This window comes from Kutzneria kofuensis (genome assembly GCF_014203355.1).
In the GTDB taxonomy this organism is placed as follows: domain Bacteria; phylum Actinomycetota; class Actinomycetes; order Mycobacteriales; family Pseudonocardiaceae; genus Kutzneria; species Kutzneria kofuensis.
On the sequence record NZ_JACHIR010000001.1, the window covers coordinates 8,356,226 to 8,373,853 of the forward strand.

General features: G+C 70.0%; 16 protein-coding genes. 12 read left to right on the plus strand and 4 right to left on the minus strand.

From position 1 onward, the window contains the following. Positions 1 to 14: 14 nt before the first annotated feature. The 7 genes from BJ998_RS37750 (at position 15) to BJ998_RS37780 (ending at position 9,689) form a co-directional block, all read left to right on the plus strand. Positions 15 to 500 carry an NADH-quinone oxidoreductase subunit B family protein gene (locus tag BJ998_RS37750; RefSeq protein WP_312890512.1) on the plus strand — a complete coding sequence of 162 codons (486 nt, stop codon included), beginning with the start codon at positions 15 to 17 and terminating at the stop codon, positions 498 to 500. Beyond that, entirely contained in the window at positions 497 to 2,509 is a 2,013-nt protein-coding gene (locus BJ998_RS37755; protein ID WP_184868062.1) for a proton-conducting transporter transmembrane domain-containing protein, read from the plus strand. The genes BJ998_RS37750 and BJ998_RS37755 overlap by 4 nt, the downstream gene beginning before the upstream one ends. A gap of 103 nt (positions 2,510 to 2,612) precedes the next feature. Further along, a complete protein-coding gene (locus BJ998_RS37760) occupies positions 2,613 to 3,560 on the plus strand; it encodes a respiratory chain complex I subunit 1 family protein (RefSeq protein ID WP_184868063.1) in 948 nt (315 codons plus the stop codon). A 20-nt stretch (positions 3,561 to 3,580) separates the two neighbouring features. Continuing rightward, positions 3,581 to 4,243 carry a hypothetical protein gene (locus BJ998_RS37765; protein WP_184868064.1) on the plus strand — a complete coding sequence of 221 codons (663 nt, stop codon included), beginning with the start codon at positions 3,581 to 3,583 and terminating at the stop codon, positions 4,241 to 4,243. After that, positions 4,243 to 5,724 carry a proton-conducting transporter transmembrane domain-containing protein gene (locus tag BJ998_RS37770; protein WP_184868065.1) on the plus strand — a complete coding sequence of 494 codons (1,482 nt, stop codon included), beginning with the start codon at positions 4,243 to 4,245 and terminating at the stop codon, positions 5,722 to 5,724. Before BJ998_RS37765 ends, BJ998_RS37770 begins: the two co-directional genes overlap by 1 nt. Beyond that, complete coding sequence (locus BJ998_RS37775; RefSeq protein ID WP_184868066.1) at positions 5,721 to 7,220, plus strand: hydrogenase large subunit; 1,500 nt, start codon at positions 5,721 to 5,723, stop codon at positions 7,218 to 7,220. Before BJ998_RS37770 ends, BJ998_RS37775 begins: the two co-directional genes overlap by 4 nt. A gap of 231 nt (positions 7,221 to 7,451) precedes the next feature. Further along, positions 7,452 to 9,689, plus strand: coding sequence for an ATP-binding protein (locus BJ998_RS37780; protein WP_184868067.1), 2,238 nt, complete (start codon positions 7,452 to 7,454; stop codon positions 9,687 to 9,689). A gap of 134 nt (positions 9,690 to 9,823) precedes the next feature. On the opposite strand, the gene BJ998_RS37785 is transcribed toward BJ998_RS37780, so the two are convergent. The 3 genes from BJ998_RS37785 to BJ998_RS37795 are packed head-to-tail and all read right to left on the minus strand — an operon-like array spanning position 9,824 to position 12,484. Beyond that, positions 9,824 to 10,972: a low temperature requirement protein A gene (locus tag BJ998_RS37785; protein WP_184868068.1), complete on the minus strand. Its 1,149-nt coding sequence runs from the start codon at positions 10,970 to 10,972 to the stop codon at positions 9,824 to 9,826. Between the two features lie 51 nt (positions 10,973 to 11,023). Continuing rightward, positions 11,024 to 12,025: an SDR family oxidoreductase gene (locus tag BJ998_RS37790; protein ID WP_312890513.1), complete on the minus strand. Its 1,002-nt coding sequence runs from the start codon at positions 12,023 to 12,025 to the stop codon at positions 11,024 to 11,026. Between the two features lie 12 nt (positions 12,026 to 12,037). Next, on the minus strand, positions 12,038 to 12,484 hold the full coding sequence (locus BJ998_RS37795; protein WP_246489927.1) for a GNAT family N-acetyltransferase: 447 nt from the start codon (positions 12,482 to 12,484) through the stop codon (positions 12,038 to 12,040). Positions 12,485 to 12,563: 79 nt separating this feature from the next. On the opposite strand from BJ998_RS37795, the gene BJ998_RS37800 reads away from it, so the two are divergent. Continuing rightward, entirely contained in the window at positions 12,564 to 13,052 is a 489-nt protein-coding gene (locus BJ998_RS37800; protein ID WP_184868070.1) for a TetR family transcriptional regulator C-terminal domain-containing protein, read from the plus strand. On the opposite strand, the gene BJ998_RS37805 is transcribed toward BJ998_RS37800, so the two are convergent. Next, the gene (locus tag BJ998_RS37805; protein ID WP_221338264.1) at positions 13,042 to 13,671 is read right to left on the minus strand and encodes a TetR/AcrR family transcriptional regulator; all 630 of its coding nucleotides are present in this window, start codon (positions 13,669 to 13,671) and stop codon (positions 13,042 to 13,044) included. The genes BJ998_RS37800 and BJ998_RS37805 overlap by 11 nt on opposite strands. Before the next feature lie 311 nt (positions 13,672 to 13,982). On the opposite strand from BJ998_RS37805, the gene BJ998_RS37810 reads away from it, so the two are divergent. The 4 genes from BJ998_RS37810 (at position 13,983) to BJ998_RS37825 (ending at position 17,574) form a co-directional block, all read left to right on the plus strand. Next, positions 13,983 to 14,447 (plus strand): MauE/DoxX family redox-associated membrane protein, encoded by a 465-nt coding sequence (locus BJ998_RS37810; RefSeq protein ID WP_221338265.1) that lies wholly within the window; start codon positions 13,983 to 13,985, stop codon positions 14,445 to 14,447. Between the two features lie 11 nt (positions 14,448 to 14,458). After that, complete coding sequence (locus BJ998_RS37815; protein WP_184868072.1) at positions 14,459 to 14,920, plus strand: cupin domain-containing protein; 462 nt, start codon at positions 14,459 to 14,461, stop codon at positions 14,918 to 14,920. Positions 14,921 to 14,973: 53 nt separating this feature from the next. Continuing rightward, positions 14,974 to 16,386, plus strand: a complete 1,413-nt coding sequence (gene pdxR / locus BJ998_RS37820) for a MocR-like pyridoxine biosynthesis transcription factor PdxR (RefSeq protein ID WP_184868073.1) — start codon at positions 14,974 to 14,976, stop codon at positions 16,384 to 16,386. 270 nt (positions 16,387 to 16,656) lie between these two features. Further along, positions 16,657 to 17,574: an NADP-dependent oxidoreductase gene (locus BJ998_RS37825; RefSeq protein ID WP_184868074.1), complete on the plus strand. Its 918-nt coding sequence runs from the start codon at positions 16,657 to 16,659 to the stop codon at positions 17,572 to 17,574. The last annotated feature ends 54 nt before the right edge of the window (positions 17,575 to 17,628 follow it).

Consider the following 17,628-nt stretch of genomic DNA (forward strand, 5'->3'; position numbering starts at 1 on the left):
AATGGAGCAGGGGAGTGCTGAGGTTGTGGCGCAGGATCCGGAGCGTCGGGCGGGCGGCGGAGCCGGCGCCGCCAGAACCGGCCGGCGACCGGCCGGCCGCCGCCGCGCGGATGCGGGGCTCGGTGCAGGTGCGCCACGTCGACGCGGGTTCCTGCAACGGCTGCGAGATCGAGATCGCGGCGGCGTTCGGACCGGTGCACGACGCCGAGCGCTACGGCGCCCGGCTGGTGGCCTCGCCCCGCCATGCGGACGCGCTGCTGGTGACCGGACCGGTGACCCGCAACATGGTCGAGCCGCTGCGCCGCACCCACGACGCGGTCCCCGCACCCGGTGTTGTCCTCGCGGTCGGCGACTGTGCCCGTGACTGCGGCGTGTTCGCCGGCGCATACGGTGTGGTGGGCCGGGTCCGCGACGTGATTCCGGTCGACCTGGAGGTCGCCGGCTGCCCACCCCGCCCGGAGGCGATCACCGAGGCGCTGCGAAAGCTGACCGGCCGGTGAATCCCACCGGGCTGGGGCTCGACGTCGCGCTGGCGCTGGGCGTGCTCGCCGCCGCTCTCGGTGCCGTTGCCCCGCAACGAATCCGTCCTTACGCGAGCGGCACCGCCACGGCGCTGTGCGGGGCAGCCGGCGCGGCGGCCGGCGTCAGCGCGATGGCCGGGGTGGTGTACACGGCCGCCTTCCCGGCGCTGCTGCCGCTGTCCGGCGTGACGATCACCGTCGACTCGATGAGCGGCTTGTTCCTGGCCGTGACGGGGGCGGTCGCGCTCGTGTCGGCGGTCTACGGCGTCGGCTACGCTCGCGCCGACGCGAACGGCCGGTTGCCGCAGGCGGTGTTGCCGCTGTTCGTGGTCGCGATGATGCTCGTCGTCTCGGCCGGCAACGTAGCGGCGCTGTTGATGTGCTGGGAACTGATGGCGTTGTGCTCGCTGGTGTTGGTGCTCACCGAGCATCGGCGCCGGCCGGAGGTCGCCGGGGCGGGGCGTTGGTACGCTGCGATGACCCACTTCGGCTTCGTGGCGATTCTGGCCGGCTTGCTGGTGTTCACGGCCGCTGCCGGCGACGACTCGTTCTCGGCGCTGCGTGCCGCCGCGCACCACCTGTCGCCGACGGCCGCATCGGTGGTGTTCCTGGCAACGCTGGCAGGATTCGGGTCGAAGGCCGGCGTCGTGCCGCTGCACGTGTGGTTGCCGCGGGCGCATCCGGAAGCGCCCAGCCATGTTTCGGCGTTGATGTCGGCGGCGATGGTCAACCTCGGCGTGTACGGCATCGTACGGGTCGGGTTCGACCTGCTCGGCGGCGGACAGCGCTGGTGGTGGCTGCTGACCTTGGCAGTGGGGGCCGTCTCCGCGGTCTACGGCATCCTGCAGGCGGCGATGAGCACGGATCTCAAACGGCTGCTGGGCTACTCGACCACGGAGAACATGGGCCTGGTGCTGGTGGGGCTCGGCGCCGCCGGCATGGTCGCCGACGACCCGGTCCTTGCCGGCCTCGCGGTTGCCGCGGCGTTGCTGCACATGGTCAACCACGCGGCGTTCAAGACCGTGCTGTTCCTGGCCGCGGGTTCGGTGCAGCACGGAGCCGGAAGCCGAGACCTGGACGCGCTCGGCGGTCTGCAGAAGTCGATGCCGTTCACCGCCGGCGCGTTCGGGCTTGGCGCACTGGCCGCGTCGGCATTGCCGCCGGGCACGGCGTTCGTCTCGGAGTGGCTGTTGCTGCAGGCGTTGATCCACGGTCGGCCGAGTTCCGGGACCGCAGCCGCGATCATGATGCCGGTCGCGGTCGCGGCGGTGGCGTTGACCGCCGGGCTTGCGGTCGCCACCTTTGTCAAGGCGTTCGGCGTCGGGTTCCTGGCGCGCCCGCGAAGCGACGGCGCCGCTGCGGCGCGGGAGAGCCCGGCGTCGATGGTGGTCGCGATGGCGATCGCCGTGGCGGCCTGTGTCGTGCTCGCTGTGCTGCCGACCGCACTGCTGCCGGCGTTGGGCACACTGTCCGGTCGCCTGGTCGGCGCTGGCGAACCGGCGGTGGTCGACGGGATCACCATCCGACTGTCCGGCGTGTCCGGGGTGCTGTCGCCGCTGATGCTCGCGCTCGCGCTGGCGGCCGCGGTGCTGGTGCTGGTGGCGTTGGTGCGGCTGGTGGTGACGCGACGGGCCCGCCGTGCCGCGCGGTTGTGGGACTGCGGGGCCGGTCCGCTGTCCCCGCGCATGGAGTACACCGCGACCTCGTTCGCTGAGCCCCTGCAGCGGGTCTTCGACGACGTGGTGCGGCCGGAGACCGATGTGGACATCACTCATGTACGCGAGTCCAGCTACCTGGTGAAAGCCGTCCAGTACCGCAGCCAGGTGCCGGACCGGATCGAACGGCGGCTCTACGCCCCACTGCTGAAAGCCGTCGGTGTGTGGGGCACGGCGGCGCGCCGGCTGGCCACCGGCAGCGTGCACCGCTACCTCGGCTACGGCTTCTACGCCGTGTGCGGCCTGCTGATCCTCTTGGTGGTGACGAGATGAGCGACCCTATACCCGATCTCCGTTCCAGCCCGCCATGCGCCCGAGCCGCGGCGGCCGCGCTGTTGGCGGCGGCCGCACACGCCGAGCACGGAGAGACCACCTGATGAGTCTGTTGGGTGTGGTCGGTGGCGTGGTGCAACCGCTGGCGGTAGTGGCCGGATCCCCGGTCCTGGTCGGGATGATGCGGCAGACGCGGGCGCGCCTGGAGGGCCGGGCCGGCGCCGGGATCGGCCAGCCGTGGCGCGACCTACGTAAGCTGTTCGGCAAGGAGCCGGTCGCTCCCCGTGGCACCGGCTTGGTGTTCCGGGCCGCGCCATACGTGCTGGTGGCCACCACGCTCGTGGTCTCGCTCGTCGCCCCACTGGTGACCACCGACTCCGCGCTGGACCCGGTCGCCGACCTGTTCGCCGTGGTCGCCCTGCTGGCCGCGGGCACCGTCGCGCTCGCCCTCGCCGGGCTGGACACCGGGACCGCGTTCGGCGGGATGGGCGCCAGCCGCGAGATGACCATCATCGCGCTGGTCGAGCCGACCCTGCTGGTGGCCGTCTTCGCCCTCTCGGTGCCGGTCGGGTCGACCAACCTGGCCGCGATCGTGTCCTCGACACTGCGCGAACCGGCCCGAGTGATGTCGCCGGTGAGCCTGCTCGCGGCAGTGGCGTTGGTCATCGTGATCGTCGCCGAGACCGGGCGGCTGCCGGTGGACAACCCGTCCACGCACCTGGAGCTGACGATGGTGCACGAGGCGATGGTGTTGGAGTACGCCGGCCCGGACCTGGCGCTGGTGGAGTTGGCCTCGGCGATGCGGCTGAGCGTGTTCCTCGGGCTGTTGTCGAACCTGTTCGTCCCCTGGGGAATCGCCACGACGCCCGGGCCGCTCGCGGTGCTCGGCGGCGTCCTGGCGGTTGCGCTGAAAGTCGGGATCCTCGGATTCGCGCTCGCTGTCGGCGAGGTGTTCCTGGCGAAGTTGCGTCTGTTCCGGGTGCCGGAGCTGCTGGCCGGCTCGTTCCTGTTGGCGCTGCTCGCGGTCGCCGCGTCGTTCTTCCTGGCCTGACAAGGAGGTTTGCCGCGATCGTGAGTGACACAACCTACGTGCAGGTGCTGGATCTGGCCTGCGGCGGACTGTTGCTGACTTCGGTGCTGATGCTGTGGCGGCGAGAGCTCGCCGTGCTCATTCGTGTGTTCGTCGTGCAGGGGCTCGCCCTGGCCGTGGTGGCCGGTGTCGGCGCGGCCCACACCGGCAGCGTCGAGCTCGGAGGCGTTGCGGTGGGGATTCTCGCGCTCCGGGCTGGAGTTCTGCCCTGGGTGCTGCGCCGTGCGGTGGCCGCGGTAGGTCCGGCCAGCCGGGAAACGCGGCCGCTGGTCAACGTCGCCACGTCGCTGCTGGTCGCCGCGCTGCTCACGCTGGTGGCCTACGCGGTGTCCCGGCCGTTGGTCGCGCTCGCCCCCTCGGCCGCGACCAGCGCCATTCCGGTCGGCGTGGCGGTGGTGCTCATCGGATTCTTCGTGCTGGTCACCAGACGCAGGGCGCCGTCGCAACTGGTCGGATTCTTGTTGATGGACAACGGCATCACCGCCGTCGGCCTGTTGACCACGGCCGGCGTCGGGGTGACCGTCGAGCTGGGCGTGTCGCTCGACGTGCTGCTCGCCGTGCTGGTGCTGCAGATCCTGACCGGACGGATGCGCGAGACGTTCGGCGACACCGACGTCGCCGAGCTGCGGGAGTTGCACGACTGATGATCACGGTGCTGATACTCACCCCGGTCGGCCTGCCGGTGTTGGGCGCGCTGACCTACCTCGTGGTCGGATGGCGTCCGGTCACCGCCTTGATCGCGACCGGGACGGCGGCGGGCGAACTGGCGGCGGCCGTCGGCATCGCCGCGGTTGTCGGCGCGAGCGGTCCGCAGGTCGCGTTGAGCGGACTGGTTCGCGTCGACGCGCTTTCGGCGTTCATGTTGCTGGTGATCGGAGCGGTTGGGCTGCTGGCCACCGCCACCACTCCGTCCCACCTGACGACCGAGATCCGCGCCGGCCGCGCAAGCAGCCGGACCGCGGCCCGGCACAGCCTGCTCGCACAGGCGTTCCTGGCCGCGATGACGGCCGCCGTGCTGGCCGCCGACCTCGGCGTGCTGTGGATCGCGATCGAGGCGACCACGATCATCACGGCCTTCCTGGTCGGACAGCGCCGCACCCGCGAGGCAGTCGAGGCGGCGTGGAAGTACGTGGTGATCTGCTCGACCGGCATCGCCCTGGCCCTGCTGGGCGCATTGCTGCTCAACTACGCCGCACAGCACACACCGACCAAGCCCGGCCTGGACCTGGTCGGTCTGCTCGGTGCGGCGCACTCGCTCGACCCCGCGGTGACCAGGATCGCGGTGGCGTTGTTGGTGATCGGCTTCGGCTGCAAGGCCGGGCTCGCGCCGCTGCACGCCTGGCTGCCCGACGCGCACAGCCAGGCCCCGGCGCCGGTATCGGCCCTGATGTCCGGAGTGCTGCTGGCCGTGGCCTTCTACGCGATCCTGCGCGTGAAGCTCGTCTCCGACGCAGTGCTCGGCGCCGGCTTCGTGCGAGCGCTGCTGGTGGTGATGGCGCTGGCGTCGCTCGCGCTGGCGGCCTCATTGCTGATCGCGCAGCGCGACTACAAGCGGATGCTCGCGTACTCCAGCGTCGAACACCTGGGGTTGATCGCCATCGGCGCCGCGGTCGGCAGCCCGGTGGCGATGGCTGCGGTGCTGCTGCACGTGTTGGGCCACGGGCTGGCCAAGGGCGTGCTGTTCCTCGGCCTCGGGCGGTTGTCCCAGACGGCCGGCACCAGCCGCATCGAGCAGATCCGGGGCGTGGCCGCGCGACAGCCCGTGCTGGCAGGGTGCCTGGGCTTCGGTGTGCTGGCGCTCATCGGGCTGCCGCCGTTCAGCATCTTCGCCAGTGAACTGGGCATTGCGCGGGCCGGGTTCTCTGCCGGCCTGGGGTGGGCCATCGCGGCCGCACTGCTGCTGGCGGCGATCGCCGGAGCGGCTCTGGTGATCCACATGAGCCGCATGCTGCTGGGTGCCCCGGCCGAAGGGCCTGGCACCGCCACGGCGGCGCCCCGCCTGCCGGGCATGACCGCTGCCGTCCTGCTCGCCGGGCTCGCGTTGAGCGCGGCGCTCGGCGTGTCCGCCGGGCCACTGACCGACCTGCTGCACTCGGCAGCAGCCATAGCCACGGGGACGCCATGACACACGCCTTCGGTGAACTTGTCGGTCACCGCCGCACCGCCCGGGCCGTCGCCGCCGGTGAACTCCCGGACCACGTCCACGGGTTGCTCACCGCCGGATACCGCCCGGCACTGGTGGCCGGCCACGACGACACCACCCGGTTGCGCGCGGTGTACCTGTTCACCCATGCCGGCAGCGACCATCGCGTCGAACTGCACGTCCTGCTCGACCGCGACGCCCCGCAGGTGCCGAGCCTGGCCGACCTGTCGTTCCCGATCGGCCGTTTCGAACGAGAGATGCGCGACCTGTTCGGCATCGTGCCGGCAGACCATCCCCTGCCGCGCCGCCTGGTCCGGCACTTCCACTGGCCACAGGGCTGGTACCCGATGCGCGTCGACGCCGGCGACCCACCCGAGTTCGGCGACCTCGACGGCCCGTACCCGTTCCGGACCGTCGAGGGGCCCGGCGTCTACGAGATCCCCGTCGGGCCCGTGCACGCCGGCATGATCGAACCCGGCCACTTCCGGTTCTCCGTGGTGGGGGAGACCATCCTCAACCTCAAGGCCCGGCTTTGGTTCGTCCACAAGGGACTCGAGAAGTTGTTCCAGGGACGGCGACCGGGCGAGGGCGTCGAACTGGCCGAGTGCATCAGCGGCGACACCGCTGTCGGCCACGCGTTGGCGTACTGCATGGCCGTGGAGGACGCGCTCGGCATCCCGGTGCCGATCGCCGCGCGGCGGGATCGGGCGCTGCTGCTGGAGTTGGAGCGGCTGCACAACCACGTCGCCGACATCGGTGCGCTGTGCAACGACGTCGGGCACGGCATCCTCCACGCGCATGCCGGCCGCATCCGGGAACGGCTCTTGCGTGTCAACGAGGAGGTCACCGGGCACCGACTTCTCCGCGGTGCCATCCGGCCGGGGACAACCGCGCTGCGCGCGGTACCCGACGCCGAATTGTTGACGGCCACCGCCTTGGATGTCGTGGAGATCGTCGAGCTGGCGGTCGGCCACAGCGTCGTTCGTGACCGATTCGCCGGGACCGCCCGCCTGACCGCCGATCAGGCGGCCGATCTCGGCGTGCTCGGCTACGTGGCCCGCGCGAGCGGCCTGACCTTCGACGCACGCCACGACCATCCGTTCATCAAACCCCCGCTGCCGCGGTCCGAGCCGTCGCACGCCGAAGGCGACGTGCTGTCCCGTTTCCTCGTCCGCGTCGGAGAGATCCAGGAATCCGTGGCCTGGATCTCGGCCCTGCTCGACGCGGACGACGACCCTGAACAGGGTGAGACGGCTGGTGCGGCACTGTCCGGGGTGGGCATCGTCGAGGGCTGGCGGGGCACCATCGTGCACCGGGTCGAGCTCGCCGGCGACGGCACGCTCGCGCGGGTGAAGATCGTCGATCCGAGCTTCTTCAACTGGCCGGCCCTGCCGGTCGCGCTCGCGGACACCATCGTCCCGGACTTCCCGCTGGTCAACAAGAGCTTCAACCTCTCGTACGCCGGAAACGACCTGTAGGCCGAGGGAGAGAGGGGCGGCGGTGCCGTTGATCAGCGGCGCTGTCGAGCGGCAAGTCGAGGCCGTGGTCCCGCCGGTCCCCGAGGACAGCGGGTTTTGTTGCCTGGTTACGTTTTCCCGCCGCGGGCGATCTATTGCTCCGGGATGTGTGGAGCGGAACCGGAGAAGAGGGGGGCGCGTGACCGAGAGCTGCGATGCGGACAGGGACGGCACCCAGCACGGTGCGGCGCGATGACGTCGGGGCCGGAGCCGGCGGACGAGACGAACAACGTCATCATCGGCGGCATCGCGGGCAACGTGGTCCAGGCCGGCCACATCGACGTGGTGCACTTCGCGACGCCCGTGCCGGTGGCGCTGGCGGGCCTGCCGGCCGAGGTGGGCTTCACGGACCGTGTCGACGAACAGGCCGGGTTGGCCGCACTGCTCGATCCCGAGGCGAAGGGGCTGCCGAGCGTCGCGACGATCACCGGGCTGCCCGGGATCGGCAAGACCGCTCTGGCGGTGCGCGCGGCGCACGAGGCGGTGGCGGCCGGGTGGTTCCCGGGCGGTGTGCTGTTCATCGACCTGCACGGTTACGATCCGGCCGGTGGTGTCTCGGTGAACGCGGCGCTGCTGGCGATGTTGGGCGAACTGGGCACCGAACGGGCCCCGGCCACGCAGGGGGAGCGGGAGAACCGCTACCGCTCGATACTGGCCGAGATGGCCGACCGGGGCCGCCGCGTGCTCGTGCTGGCGGACAACGTCTCGGATGTGGCGCAGGCCAACGCGTTGCGGCCGGGCAGCCCCGTGCATCGAATGCTGATCACCAGCCGGGACAACCTGCCGGTGCCCGGGGCGCGCCGCGTCGAGTTGGGCGTGCTGCGGGATGTGGATGCGGTCGGTGTGATGGCCCAGGCGCTGGAGGCGGCGATGCCCGGCGACACGCGTGTGGCTGACGAACCACAGGAAGCCATCAGGCTCGCACAGTTGTGTGAGGGCCTGCCGTTGGCGTTGCGGATCGTCGCCGAGTTGCTCGCGGACCGACCCAGGCACGGCATCGGCCGGCTGGTGCGGACCGTCGGCGCGGCCACGGACCGGCTCGACATGCTCTCCTACGGCGAATCGGTCGCGGTCCGGGCTGCTTTCGACACGTCCTACCTGCGATTACCGCGGACCCTGGCGCGACTGTTCCGGCTGCTGTCCCTGCATCCCGGCCCACACATCGGCGTCGGGGCGGTCGCGGCGCTCGCCAACGTGTCGGAGAACGAGGCATGCCGGCTCGCAGAGGGCCTGTGCCGGGCCCACCTGATCGAGCCGTCGATCGTGCCCGACTGCTACCGATTCCACGACCTGGTCCGCCTCTACTCCGGACAGTGCTGCGAAACCGACGAACAACCGGCCGACCGTGCGGCGGCGGTCAGTCGGCTCCTGGGGTACTACCGAGCCGCGACCCAGGCCGTGCGCACGCACCTCGACTCCCGTACGCCCCCTGAGCACAAGTCATGGCTGTTCGGCGGACGGAGCGACGCGGTGGCGTGGTCGGAGGGCGAACGCCCGAACCTGATCCCGGTGGTGAGCCTGTCGGCGCGTTGCGGACTCGACGATCTGACCTGCGAGGTCGTGTCGGCGCTGCACCCGTTCTTCGAGCTGCGCAACCACCCGGACGAGTGGATCACCATCGCCAAGTTCGGCCTCGCGGCGGCACTGCGGCTCGGCGATCAGTTCGCCGAAGGGCAGAGCCTCACCGCGCTGGGCCTGGCCCACCAGGAACTTCAGTGGTACGACGAGGCACGCGACTACCACGGGCAGGCGCTGGCCGTGTGCCGGCGGACCGGCGACCGGCTCGGACAGGCCAAGGCCCTGATCAACGTTGGCGGGGTCAGCTACCAGCTCGGGCAGTTCGAGGACGCCGAGAGCAGGTGGGAGGAGGCCCTGACCATCGCGTGGGAGCGGGAGGACCGCTACCTGGCGGCAAGGACCTTGAACAACCTCGGCTTCCTCTCGGCGCTGCACCGCCGCTACGGCCTGGCCGAGTCCCGCTACCGACAGGCCCTCGCCTGCGCACGGGAACTGGGCGATCCGCAGGCCGAAGGCGGGGTGCTGACCAATCTCGGCGCCGTGTTGCAGCGTACGGGCCGCCACACCGACGCCGTCGAGTGCCACCGGCAGGCCCTCGATGTGCTGGCACAGAGCGGGGACCGGCTGCGTGCCGGCCGGGCGTTGCACAACATGGCGTTGGTGTACCAGGATCTCGGACAGTGGGGCGACGCGTCAGCCTGTCACCGGCGCGCGCTGGCGCTCCGCCGGGAGATCGGGGACCGGCACGGTGAAGGTCTGACCCTGACCCAGCTCGGCCGGATCCACGCCAGGCAGGGGCAGCGGGAAGAAGCCCTTACGTGCCAACGGCAAGCGCTCGCCGCCTTCGTGCAGACCGGTGCCACCGGCGACGCCGACGAGGTCCGGGGCCTGATCGACGAGCTGACGGCCTGAGGCACGGCCCCGTTCGCGGAACCCTGTCCGCCATGCGGTGGGATTCCAGATGTCGACCCCCGCATTCAAGCTGCGCCGACAGGCACGGTCAACGAGCACGGCATGATCGCCAGCGGTGTGATGGCGGCAGCCCATCAGACGCGCGGGCGGGCTGGGGCGTCGTCTTCATCGGTCGGCCGCCGCCAGATGAGCACGGTGACGGCCCCGGCGAGGATTGCCGCCGTGAGGGCGAAGGGGACCGGGATGAGGGGGTCGACGAGGGTGAGGAACCCGGCCACGGGCAGGGCGGTGTTGACGACGTGGTCGGCGTGGGGCCTGATCGCGAGGGCCCAGATGCCGAGGACGAAGACGGCGAGGGGGACTGTGTAGGCGAAGGACGCGTAGGGCTGGTGCAGTGTGGTGTGCCCGGTGAGGACGTCGATCGCGACCTCGGTGCCGGCGGAGAACGCGCCTGCGGCGGCGAAGATGAGGAAGTGCCCGTACACGTAGGCCAGGGAGCTCTTGACGTCCTTGATGGCGTGGTGGTGCGGCGGCCAGAAGTAGACCCACCACATGGCCGCCGTGGCGACGAGCGTGAGCGCGGCGATACCGATGAGCTGGCCGGACGACCCGACGTCCCGCTGGGCCTCGATGATCGCGTTGGCGGAGGCGAGCAGGCTCTCACCGAGGAGGATGAGGGTGAACAGGCCGTAGCGCTCGGTGATGTGGTGTGGGTGCCAGGGCGTGGTCCCGGTGCGCTCGGCGACGATCGGTACGACGAGTTCCGCGGCGATGAGCACGATCAGCGCGACGGTGAACACCCCGGAGGGAAGCAGCAGGCAGGCGAGCCACAAGGCTTGGACCAGTGCGATGCCCGCCGCGTAGATGAGTGTGGCTCGGCGCGTGGGGCCTGATGACCGCGACGCGCGGAGCCACTGCGCGACGAGTGCCACGCGCATGACGACGTAGGCGATGATGAGCACCGCGTAGTCGTGTTCCTCGAAGGCGGGGCCGATGCCGGAGGCGAAGACGAGCACGCCGCCCATCTGCACGATGGTGAGCACCCGGTACAGCCAGTCGTCGGTGTCGAAGGAGGTGGCGAACCAGGTGAAGTTCATCCAGGCCCACCAGATCCCGAAGAACACGAAGCCGTAGTTGACGATCCCGTCGAGCACATGCCCCTCGATGAGCGCGTGGTGCAGTTGCGCGGCGGCGATGCTCACGGCGACGACGAAGACGAGGTCGAAGAACAGCTCCAGCGTGGACGCGGCCCGCCCGGCCTCGTCCGGGTCGCGCGGCGTCATCGGGACGAGTCGGAGTCCCGCCGGCCGTCGAGAACTGACCATGTCGTGTGGTCAGATGGCCAAGCCGGAGCCCCCGGAGACCACGATCTCCTGCCCGGTGATGTACGCGGCATCGTCCGAAGCCAGGAACGCGACGGCCCCGGCGATGTCCTCCGGCACGGCGAGGCGGCCGAACGGGTTCTTCTCCGCCATCGCCGTCATCGTCGCCTCGACGTCATCGGACTGTGCGCGGAGCGAGGTCCGCGTCATGGGGGTGTCGGTGAATCCCGGGCTGACCGCGTTGACTCGGATGCGACGGGGGGCGAGCTCGAGGGCGAGTGTTGGGATCATCGCCAGCAACGCGCCGTGTGACCCGGCCGTGACGCTGTTGCCGGTCAGGCTACGCGTCGCTCCGATACCCACGGTGACAATGACCGAAGCGCCGTCGGACAGCAACGGCAGCGCCTTGACCAGCGTGAAGAACTGCCCTTTGGTGTTGACGGCGAACACCTCGTCGTACGCGGCTTCGTCGCTGGTGTCCAGCGTCATCGGACGGCTGACGCCGGCGTTCAGGAACAGCGTCGTCAGGCTCCCGAACCGTGCTCCGACTTCGGACACGACCTCGTCGGTGTCAGCGAGCGAGCGCGCGTCGGCCAGCAAGACCAGGACATCTTCGGGCAGTTCCGCCCGCGCCCGCGCGACGCTCTCCGGACGTTGTCCGGTGACGGCGACGCGGTAACCGCGGTTGTGCAGAATCTCGGCGGTCGCCTTCCCGATCCCGCTGGTACCGCCGGTGATCAGGGCTGTACGTGCCGACATGGTGATCACTCCACTGTGGTCATTGCCTTGGTTGGACAGCTCGATGGCGTCGCGCCGATGCCTGGCCGGTGGCAAAGGCGCAAGGGGAACGTGCCGGCAGTCGCTGAGCTCGCCGGTCGAAGTCACGTCGGACTCCCTGGACGCGGTAGTCCAGTTGGTTGACGCTAACCCGGTTCCGGCCCGGATTCTGGGTCCACTTGGCATCAGGGAACGGGAACCACTGTGAAGTCCCTGGGAATCGCCAGAGTCGAACACCAGCAGGCCTGATCACTCCCCGGGGTGGTAGTCGTTCGCCACCCGCTCGTCCTTCAGCACTTTCGTCCAGTCCACTGTGGCTTGGGCGGGCCGAGGTGCCGCCCTGATCATGTGTCGGTGCCGCTCGGACACCAGATCCCACAGCTCGTCGTGCCGTGCAAGGAAATCCTGGACGAACGGGCAGCGCGGGACAACCGAACGACCTGCCGCGCGGAGGAGGTCGAGCGCTGCAACGGTCATGGCCGTCGCCACGCCCCGTCCCCGCCAGGCCGGCTCGGTCACGGTGTGCACCAGGAACGTCTCGCTTCCGTTGTGTCGGTAGCTGGTGTACCCGACAAGCTCGCCGTCGCCGTTACGTGCCTCGAACAGCCCCGATGCCGGAACGTCTGCGACCACCAGTGCCACGCCGTCCGCGGTCACCCCGGCGCTCTTCCCCGACGACTCGCACGGTCCGTGCATGCTCACGATCGACCTCCGCTGATCAATCGGGACTAATTAGTCCAAACACTATCAGCTGGCCGGGCGATCATTGCCTATAGTGGACCTCGTGGACCGTTATGGCCAGGACGGCGGCGGCCGTGCCGACGAGCGTCCGACAGGGGAGACCGTCAAAACCAGGCTCGGTAGGCTGCTCGCGATTCAGGAACAGTTGCTGACCAACCTGCACTCGCTGCGGGACCTCGTCCAATGGCTGGACGAGGTGGTCCGCCTGGAGCGGGGGCGCGACGACGAGATCTGCCCGCTGGCCGACCTGGCCGAGCTGCTCGCCGATGGCGACGAAGCTGGACGGTCGGCGGTTCGCGCGTGCTTCGCGGCATGGGAGTCGCTGCTGGCGGTCGGAATCACCGGGGTTCGGGACAACGGCGAACTCGCCGCGGATGTCGATCCGGAAAGGCTTGCGACCGGCCTGATGGCCGCGCTACAGGGTGGTCTGCTGCTTGCCCGCACCACCCGCGACGTGCGGCGGTTGGAGGTGGCCCTCGACATCGCGCTCGGCTACGTCCGGACCCACGCCGTCACGCCGTGAGGAACGACTTCACGTGGTCAAGCGCCATGTCGAGGGCGATTTCCATGGGCTTGACGTCATGCGCGGTCTCAGCGAGGAGGTATCCGCCCTGCAAGGCCGCCATCAGACCCGTGGCGAGCTTCTCCGGATCGGCGTCCGGCCTGAGCGTCCCGCTCTCGCGCATCCGCTGCAGGCCGGCGGCGAGCAGCCCTTCCCATTCCATGAACGACTCGGCGAGCGTGGCGCGGGCCTGGTCGTCCTGGTCGGCCAGTTCGCTGGCCATCGAGCCCAGCGCACAGCCGTAGGCGCCGTTCTGCAACGCGTTTCGCTGCACCAGCGCGTCGCGCCAGCGGACCAGACCGCGGAACGACTTCAAGCGCTGAAGGTAGCCGCGTTCGCGCTCGAGGACCTGCGCGGCACGCGCCGCGACGACGGCGCGGACCAGTTCCTCCTTGTCCGGGAAGTGGTTGTAGAGCTGGGACTTGCTGGTACTGCTCGCGGCCCGGACGTCGTCCAGTGTGGTCGCGTTCACGCCCTTCACGTACATCAGCTCGGCAGCGGCCGCCACGATGCGCGCGCGGGTGGCGGCGCCACGTGGCGTCAGCCTCCGCCCCGGCTGTGCGTTCTCCGGCGTGCTCACGGGTCTCAGGCTACCTCATTTGATCACAGCCGCCGCCGCATTGGACTACACGGTCCTGCTCGTGCGCGCTGGTTCGCGCTCTTCGGTGAACGCGCACACGAGTGGCTCCCGTTCCCGGATGCCAAGTGGACCCAGGCCCCGAGTCGAAAACGGGCTAGTTTCGGAGCCGTGTTGGCAGTCGACCGAGTCGACCCGGCACGGACCGTAACGCGCCCGTTCGAGGGTGTTGATCAAGCGTAGACCAGGGAGATCTGATGGTTGTGCAGGCCAGCGGCCGACGGGGGAAGGGGGGACGTTCGAGGGAGTTGTCCTTGAAGGCTGTCGCCCGGCGGGAGCGCGTGTGGCCGGTCGCGACCGTGCTCACGCGCCTGGCGTTGGCCGCTGGGTTCCTCTCGGCCGTTGCCGATCGGTTCGGCTGGTGGGGCCCGCCGCACACCGCGTCGGTCGGGTGGGGCGATTTCGCCGCCTACACCGCCTATACGCACACCCTCTCGCCGTACGTGCCCGACGGGCTCCAAGACGCCGCCGCGTGGGCCGCGACCACTGCGGAATCGGTGCTGGGCCTGACGTTGCTGGCCGGCATCCTCGTGCGCTGGTCCGCATGGGCCGCCGCGGCGCTGCTGCTCGGGTTCGCGCTGTCGATGGGCCTGTTCCTGGACTGGGAAGCACCGCTGAGCAACTCCGTCTTCGCCGCCGCGGCCGCCGCCCTGCTGCTGGCCCTCGCGCCCGTGGACACGTTCGCCCTCAGCGTCGACCGCATTTTCACATACCGCTAGTGGGAGCACTCATGGTTCCATCGCAGATCGTCGGCCGTCTTCTGGCCATTGCCGCGCTGGCCGGCGCAACAGCCTGCGGCTCTGCCAACGAGAGCACGCCCGCGGCAGCCTCGGCGACGAGCACGGCCACCTCGTCGCCGCCCCAGGTGAGTGTCCTGCTCCAGCAGGCCCTTCCCAACGCTGAGGGCAAGACGTTCACGTCGCAGATCGTGGACTTCCCGCCAGGTGCGGCTGCGCCGCCGCACCGGCACGGTCAGGCTTTCGTGTACGCCTACGTACTGCAAGGTGCTGTGCGAAGCCAGGTCGACGACCAGTCCGCGACCACGTACCACCAAGGCGAGAACTGGTTCGAACAGCCAGGTGCCCACCACGTCGTCGCCGCGAATCCCAGCACGACAGAACGGGCCAAGCTGCTGGTCGTCTACGTCTCCGACACCGGAGACCCGCTCCAGGCCAACGATCCGCACTCGTGAGTCCTGATGCCGACGGCGCGGTTGCGCCAGCCTGGTCCGTATCGTTGTCCGACATGACCGAGCAAGCGGCCAGCGGTACCCGGACATCCGGCCTCGACCTGCATCTGGGCCATATCGGCCGCAATGTGCGCGCGGGGCTCATGGATGCCTTCCGGGAGGCGATCCGCAGCGGGCGGTTGGCGCCGGGGACGCGGCTGCCCTCGAGCCGGGTGCTGGCCGCCGACCTCGGGCTCGGCCGGAACACCGTGGTTCGCGTCTACTCGGAGCTGATCAACGAAGGATGGCTCACCGGGGTGCACGGCTCTGGCACCGAAGTGGCGCAGCGTTCGGCGGAGCCGGCGGGCGAACGGGAACGGCCGCGCCCGCCCGCGGCACGCCCGCAGTTGGTGCACAACCTCCGGCCGGGGCAGCCGGATCTGTCGTCGTTCCCGCGGGACGAGTGGATTCGGGCGGTGAAGCGGACGGTGAGCACGGCGCCGTTCGAAGCGTTCGGGTACACCGATCCACACGGCCGCAGTGAACTGCGTGATGCCGTCGCCCGGTATCTGGCCCGTGCCCGGGGCCTGCGTGCGCGAGCGGACAACGTCGTGGCGTGCAGCGGGGCCGCGGAAGGCCTGCGGCTCGTCGCCGCCGCGCTGGCGAAGGCCGGAGTCACGACGGTGGCGGTCGAAGAGTTCGGCCTGCAGACCCAGCGCGAGACCTTGGTGAAGGCCGGGCTCGACACCGTCCCGATCCCGGTGGACGCGGACGGAGCCGACCTGTCGACGCTCGATCAGGCGCCGTACCCGGGAGCGGTGCTGCTCACGCCGTCACACCAGTTCCCCCTGGGCGTGGCATTGCACTCCGACCGGCGGGCGGCGGTCGTGGACTGGGCGCGGCGGCGGGGCACGCTGATCATCGAGGACGACTACGACGGCGAGTTTCGCTACGACCGGTCGCCCGTGGGCGCGTTGCAGGGGCTGGACCACGACCACGTGGTCTACCTGGGCACCGCGAGCAAGTCCCTGGCACCGGGGCTGCGCCTCGGCTGGCTCGTGCTGCCGGACCACCTGGTCGGCTCGATCGTCGCGCAGAAGGGGGAAACCGAGGAGACGGTCGGCTTCGTCAACCAGTTGGCGATGACCGAATTCATCGAGTCGGGGGCGTACGACCGGCACATCCGCGCGATGCGCTCGCAGTACCGCCGCCGACGCCAGCAGCTGGTCGAGACGATCGGCCGACACGCGCCCACCGCGCGGGTGACCGGGATGTCCGCCGGACTGCACATCGTTCTCGAACAGCTCGGTCGAACCGGCGCCGACATCGTGCGCCGTGCGGCCCGCGAACAGGTGACGGTCGAGCCCCTCGACTTCTTCCGGCACCCCGGCTCCACATCGGACCGGGACGGTGTGGTGATCGGGTTCGCCGCGCCGTCCCCCAGCGCCTGGTCGGGCGTGCTGGACGCGCTGGTTCGTGCCCTTCGGTGAGCGCTGTACTGGTTCCCGTTCGCGGAGGCCAAGTGGACCCAGGTTCCGAGCCGAAACCGGGTTAGCGTCAACCAACTGGACTACCACGTCCAGGGGAGTTTGGCGTGACATCGATCGGCAACCTCACTCGACTGTCTGTGGTCCTTCGCAGCACCACGTCTGACGGTCGCGGCGGTACGTCCTCGTGTGGCGGGGACGTCATAATGGACTATATAGTCCATGTAGCCGTCCGGAGCGTGGCCGCGTGGACTGAATACAGGGAGGTGCCGGATGAAGGCGATCGTGGTGACGGACCAGGCCGCGGGAACGGCCGGGATGACGCTGGCGGAACGTCCCCAGCCCGCGGCGGCGGGGAACGATGTGCTGGTCGAGGTTCACGCGTCCGGGTTCACGACGGGGGAGCTGGAGTGGAACACGACCTGGACCGACCGTCTCGACCGTGATCGGACGCCGTCTATTCCCGGTCACGAGCTGGCCGGGGTGGTCAGCGCTCTCGGCTATGGCACCACCGGTCTGTCGGTAGGTCAGCGGGTGTTCGGACTCACGGACTGGACCCGCGACGGCACCCTGGCCGAGTACGTAGCCGTCGAGGCGCGCAACCTCGCGCCGCTGCCGGGCGATGTCGACTTCACGGTAGGCGCCAGCCTTCCGATCTCGGGCCTGACCGCGTGGCAGGGATTGTTCGTGCACGGCCGCGTCCAGGTGGGGCAGAGCGTCCTCGTGCACGGCGCGGCCGGTGGAGTCGGTTCAGTGGTGACGCAGCTCGCCCGTGAGGCCGGCGCTCACGTCATTGGCACCGGACGTGCCGCCGACCGGCAGACCGCGCTCGACTTCGGCGCGCACGAGTTCGTCGACCTGCAGGACGACTCGTTGGAAGACGTCGGTGGCGTCGATCTGGTGTTCGACATTTTCGGCGGAGAAGTCCAGAAGCGGTCCGCGGGCCTGATCCGAGCCGGGGGAACACTGGTGACCATCGCCGGCCCGCCCGAGGCGCGGCCCGCCGACGGCTTGGCGATCGACTTCGTCGTCGAGGCCGACCGTGCCCAACTGGGTGAGATCGCCCAGCGGGTGCGGGACGGACGACTGCGGACACTCATCGGAAACGTCGCGACCCTGGACGATGCCGTCGCCGCCTTCAACCCGACCGAGCGGGTCAAGGGGAAGACGATCATCCGCGTTCGTCCGTGAGGACTCCCCGAACAACACGATACGGCCGGCTGGTCGAGCCGGCATGGAACGCAA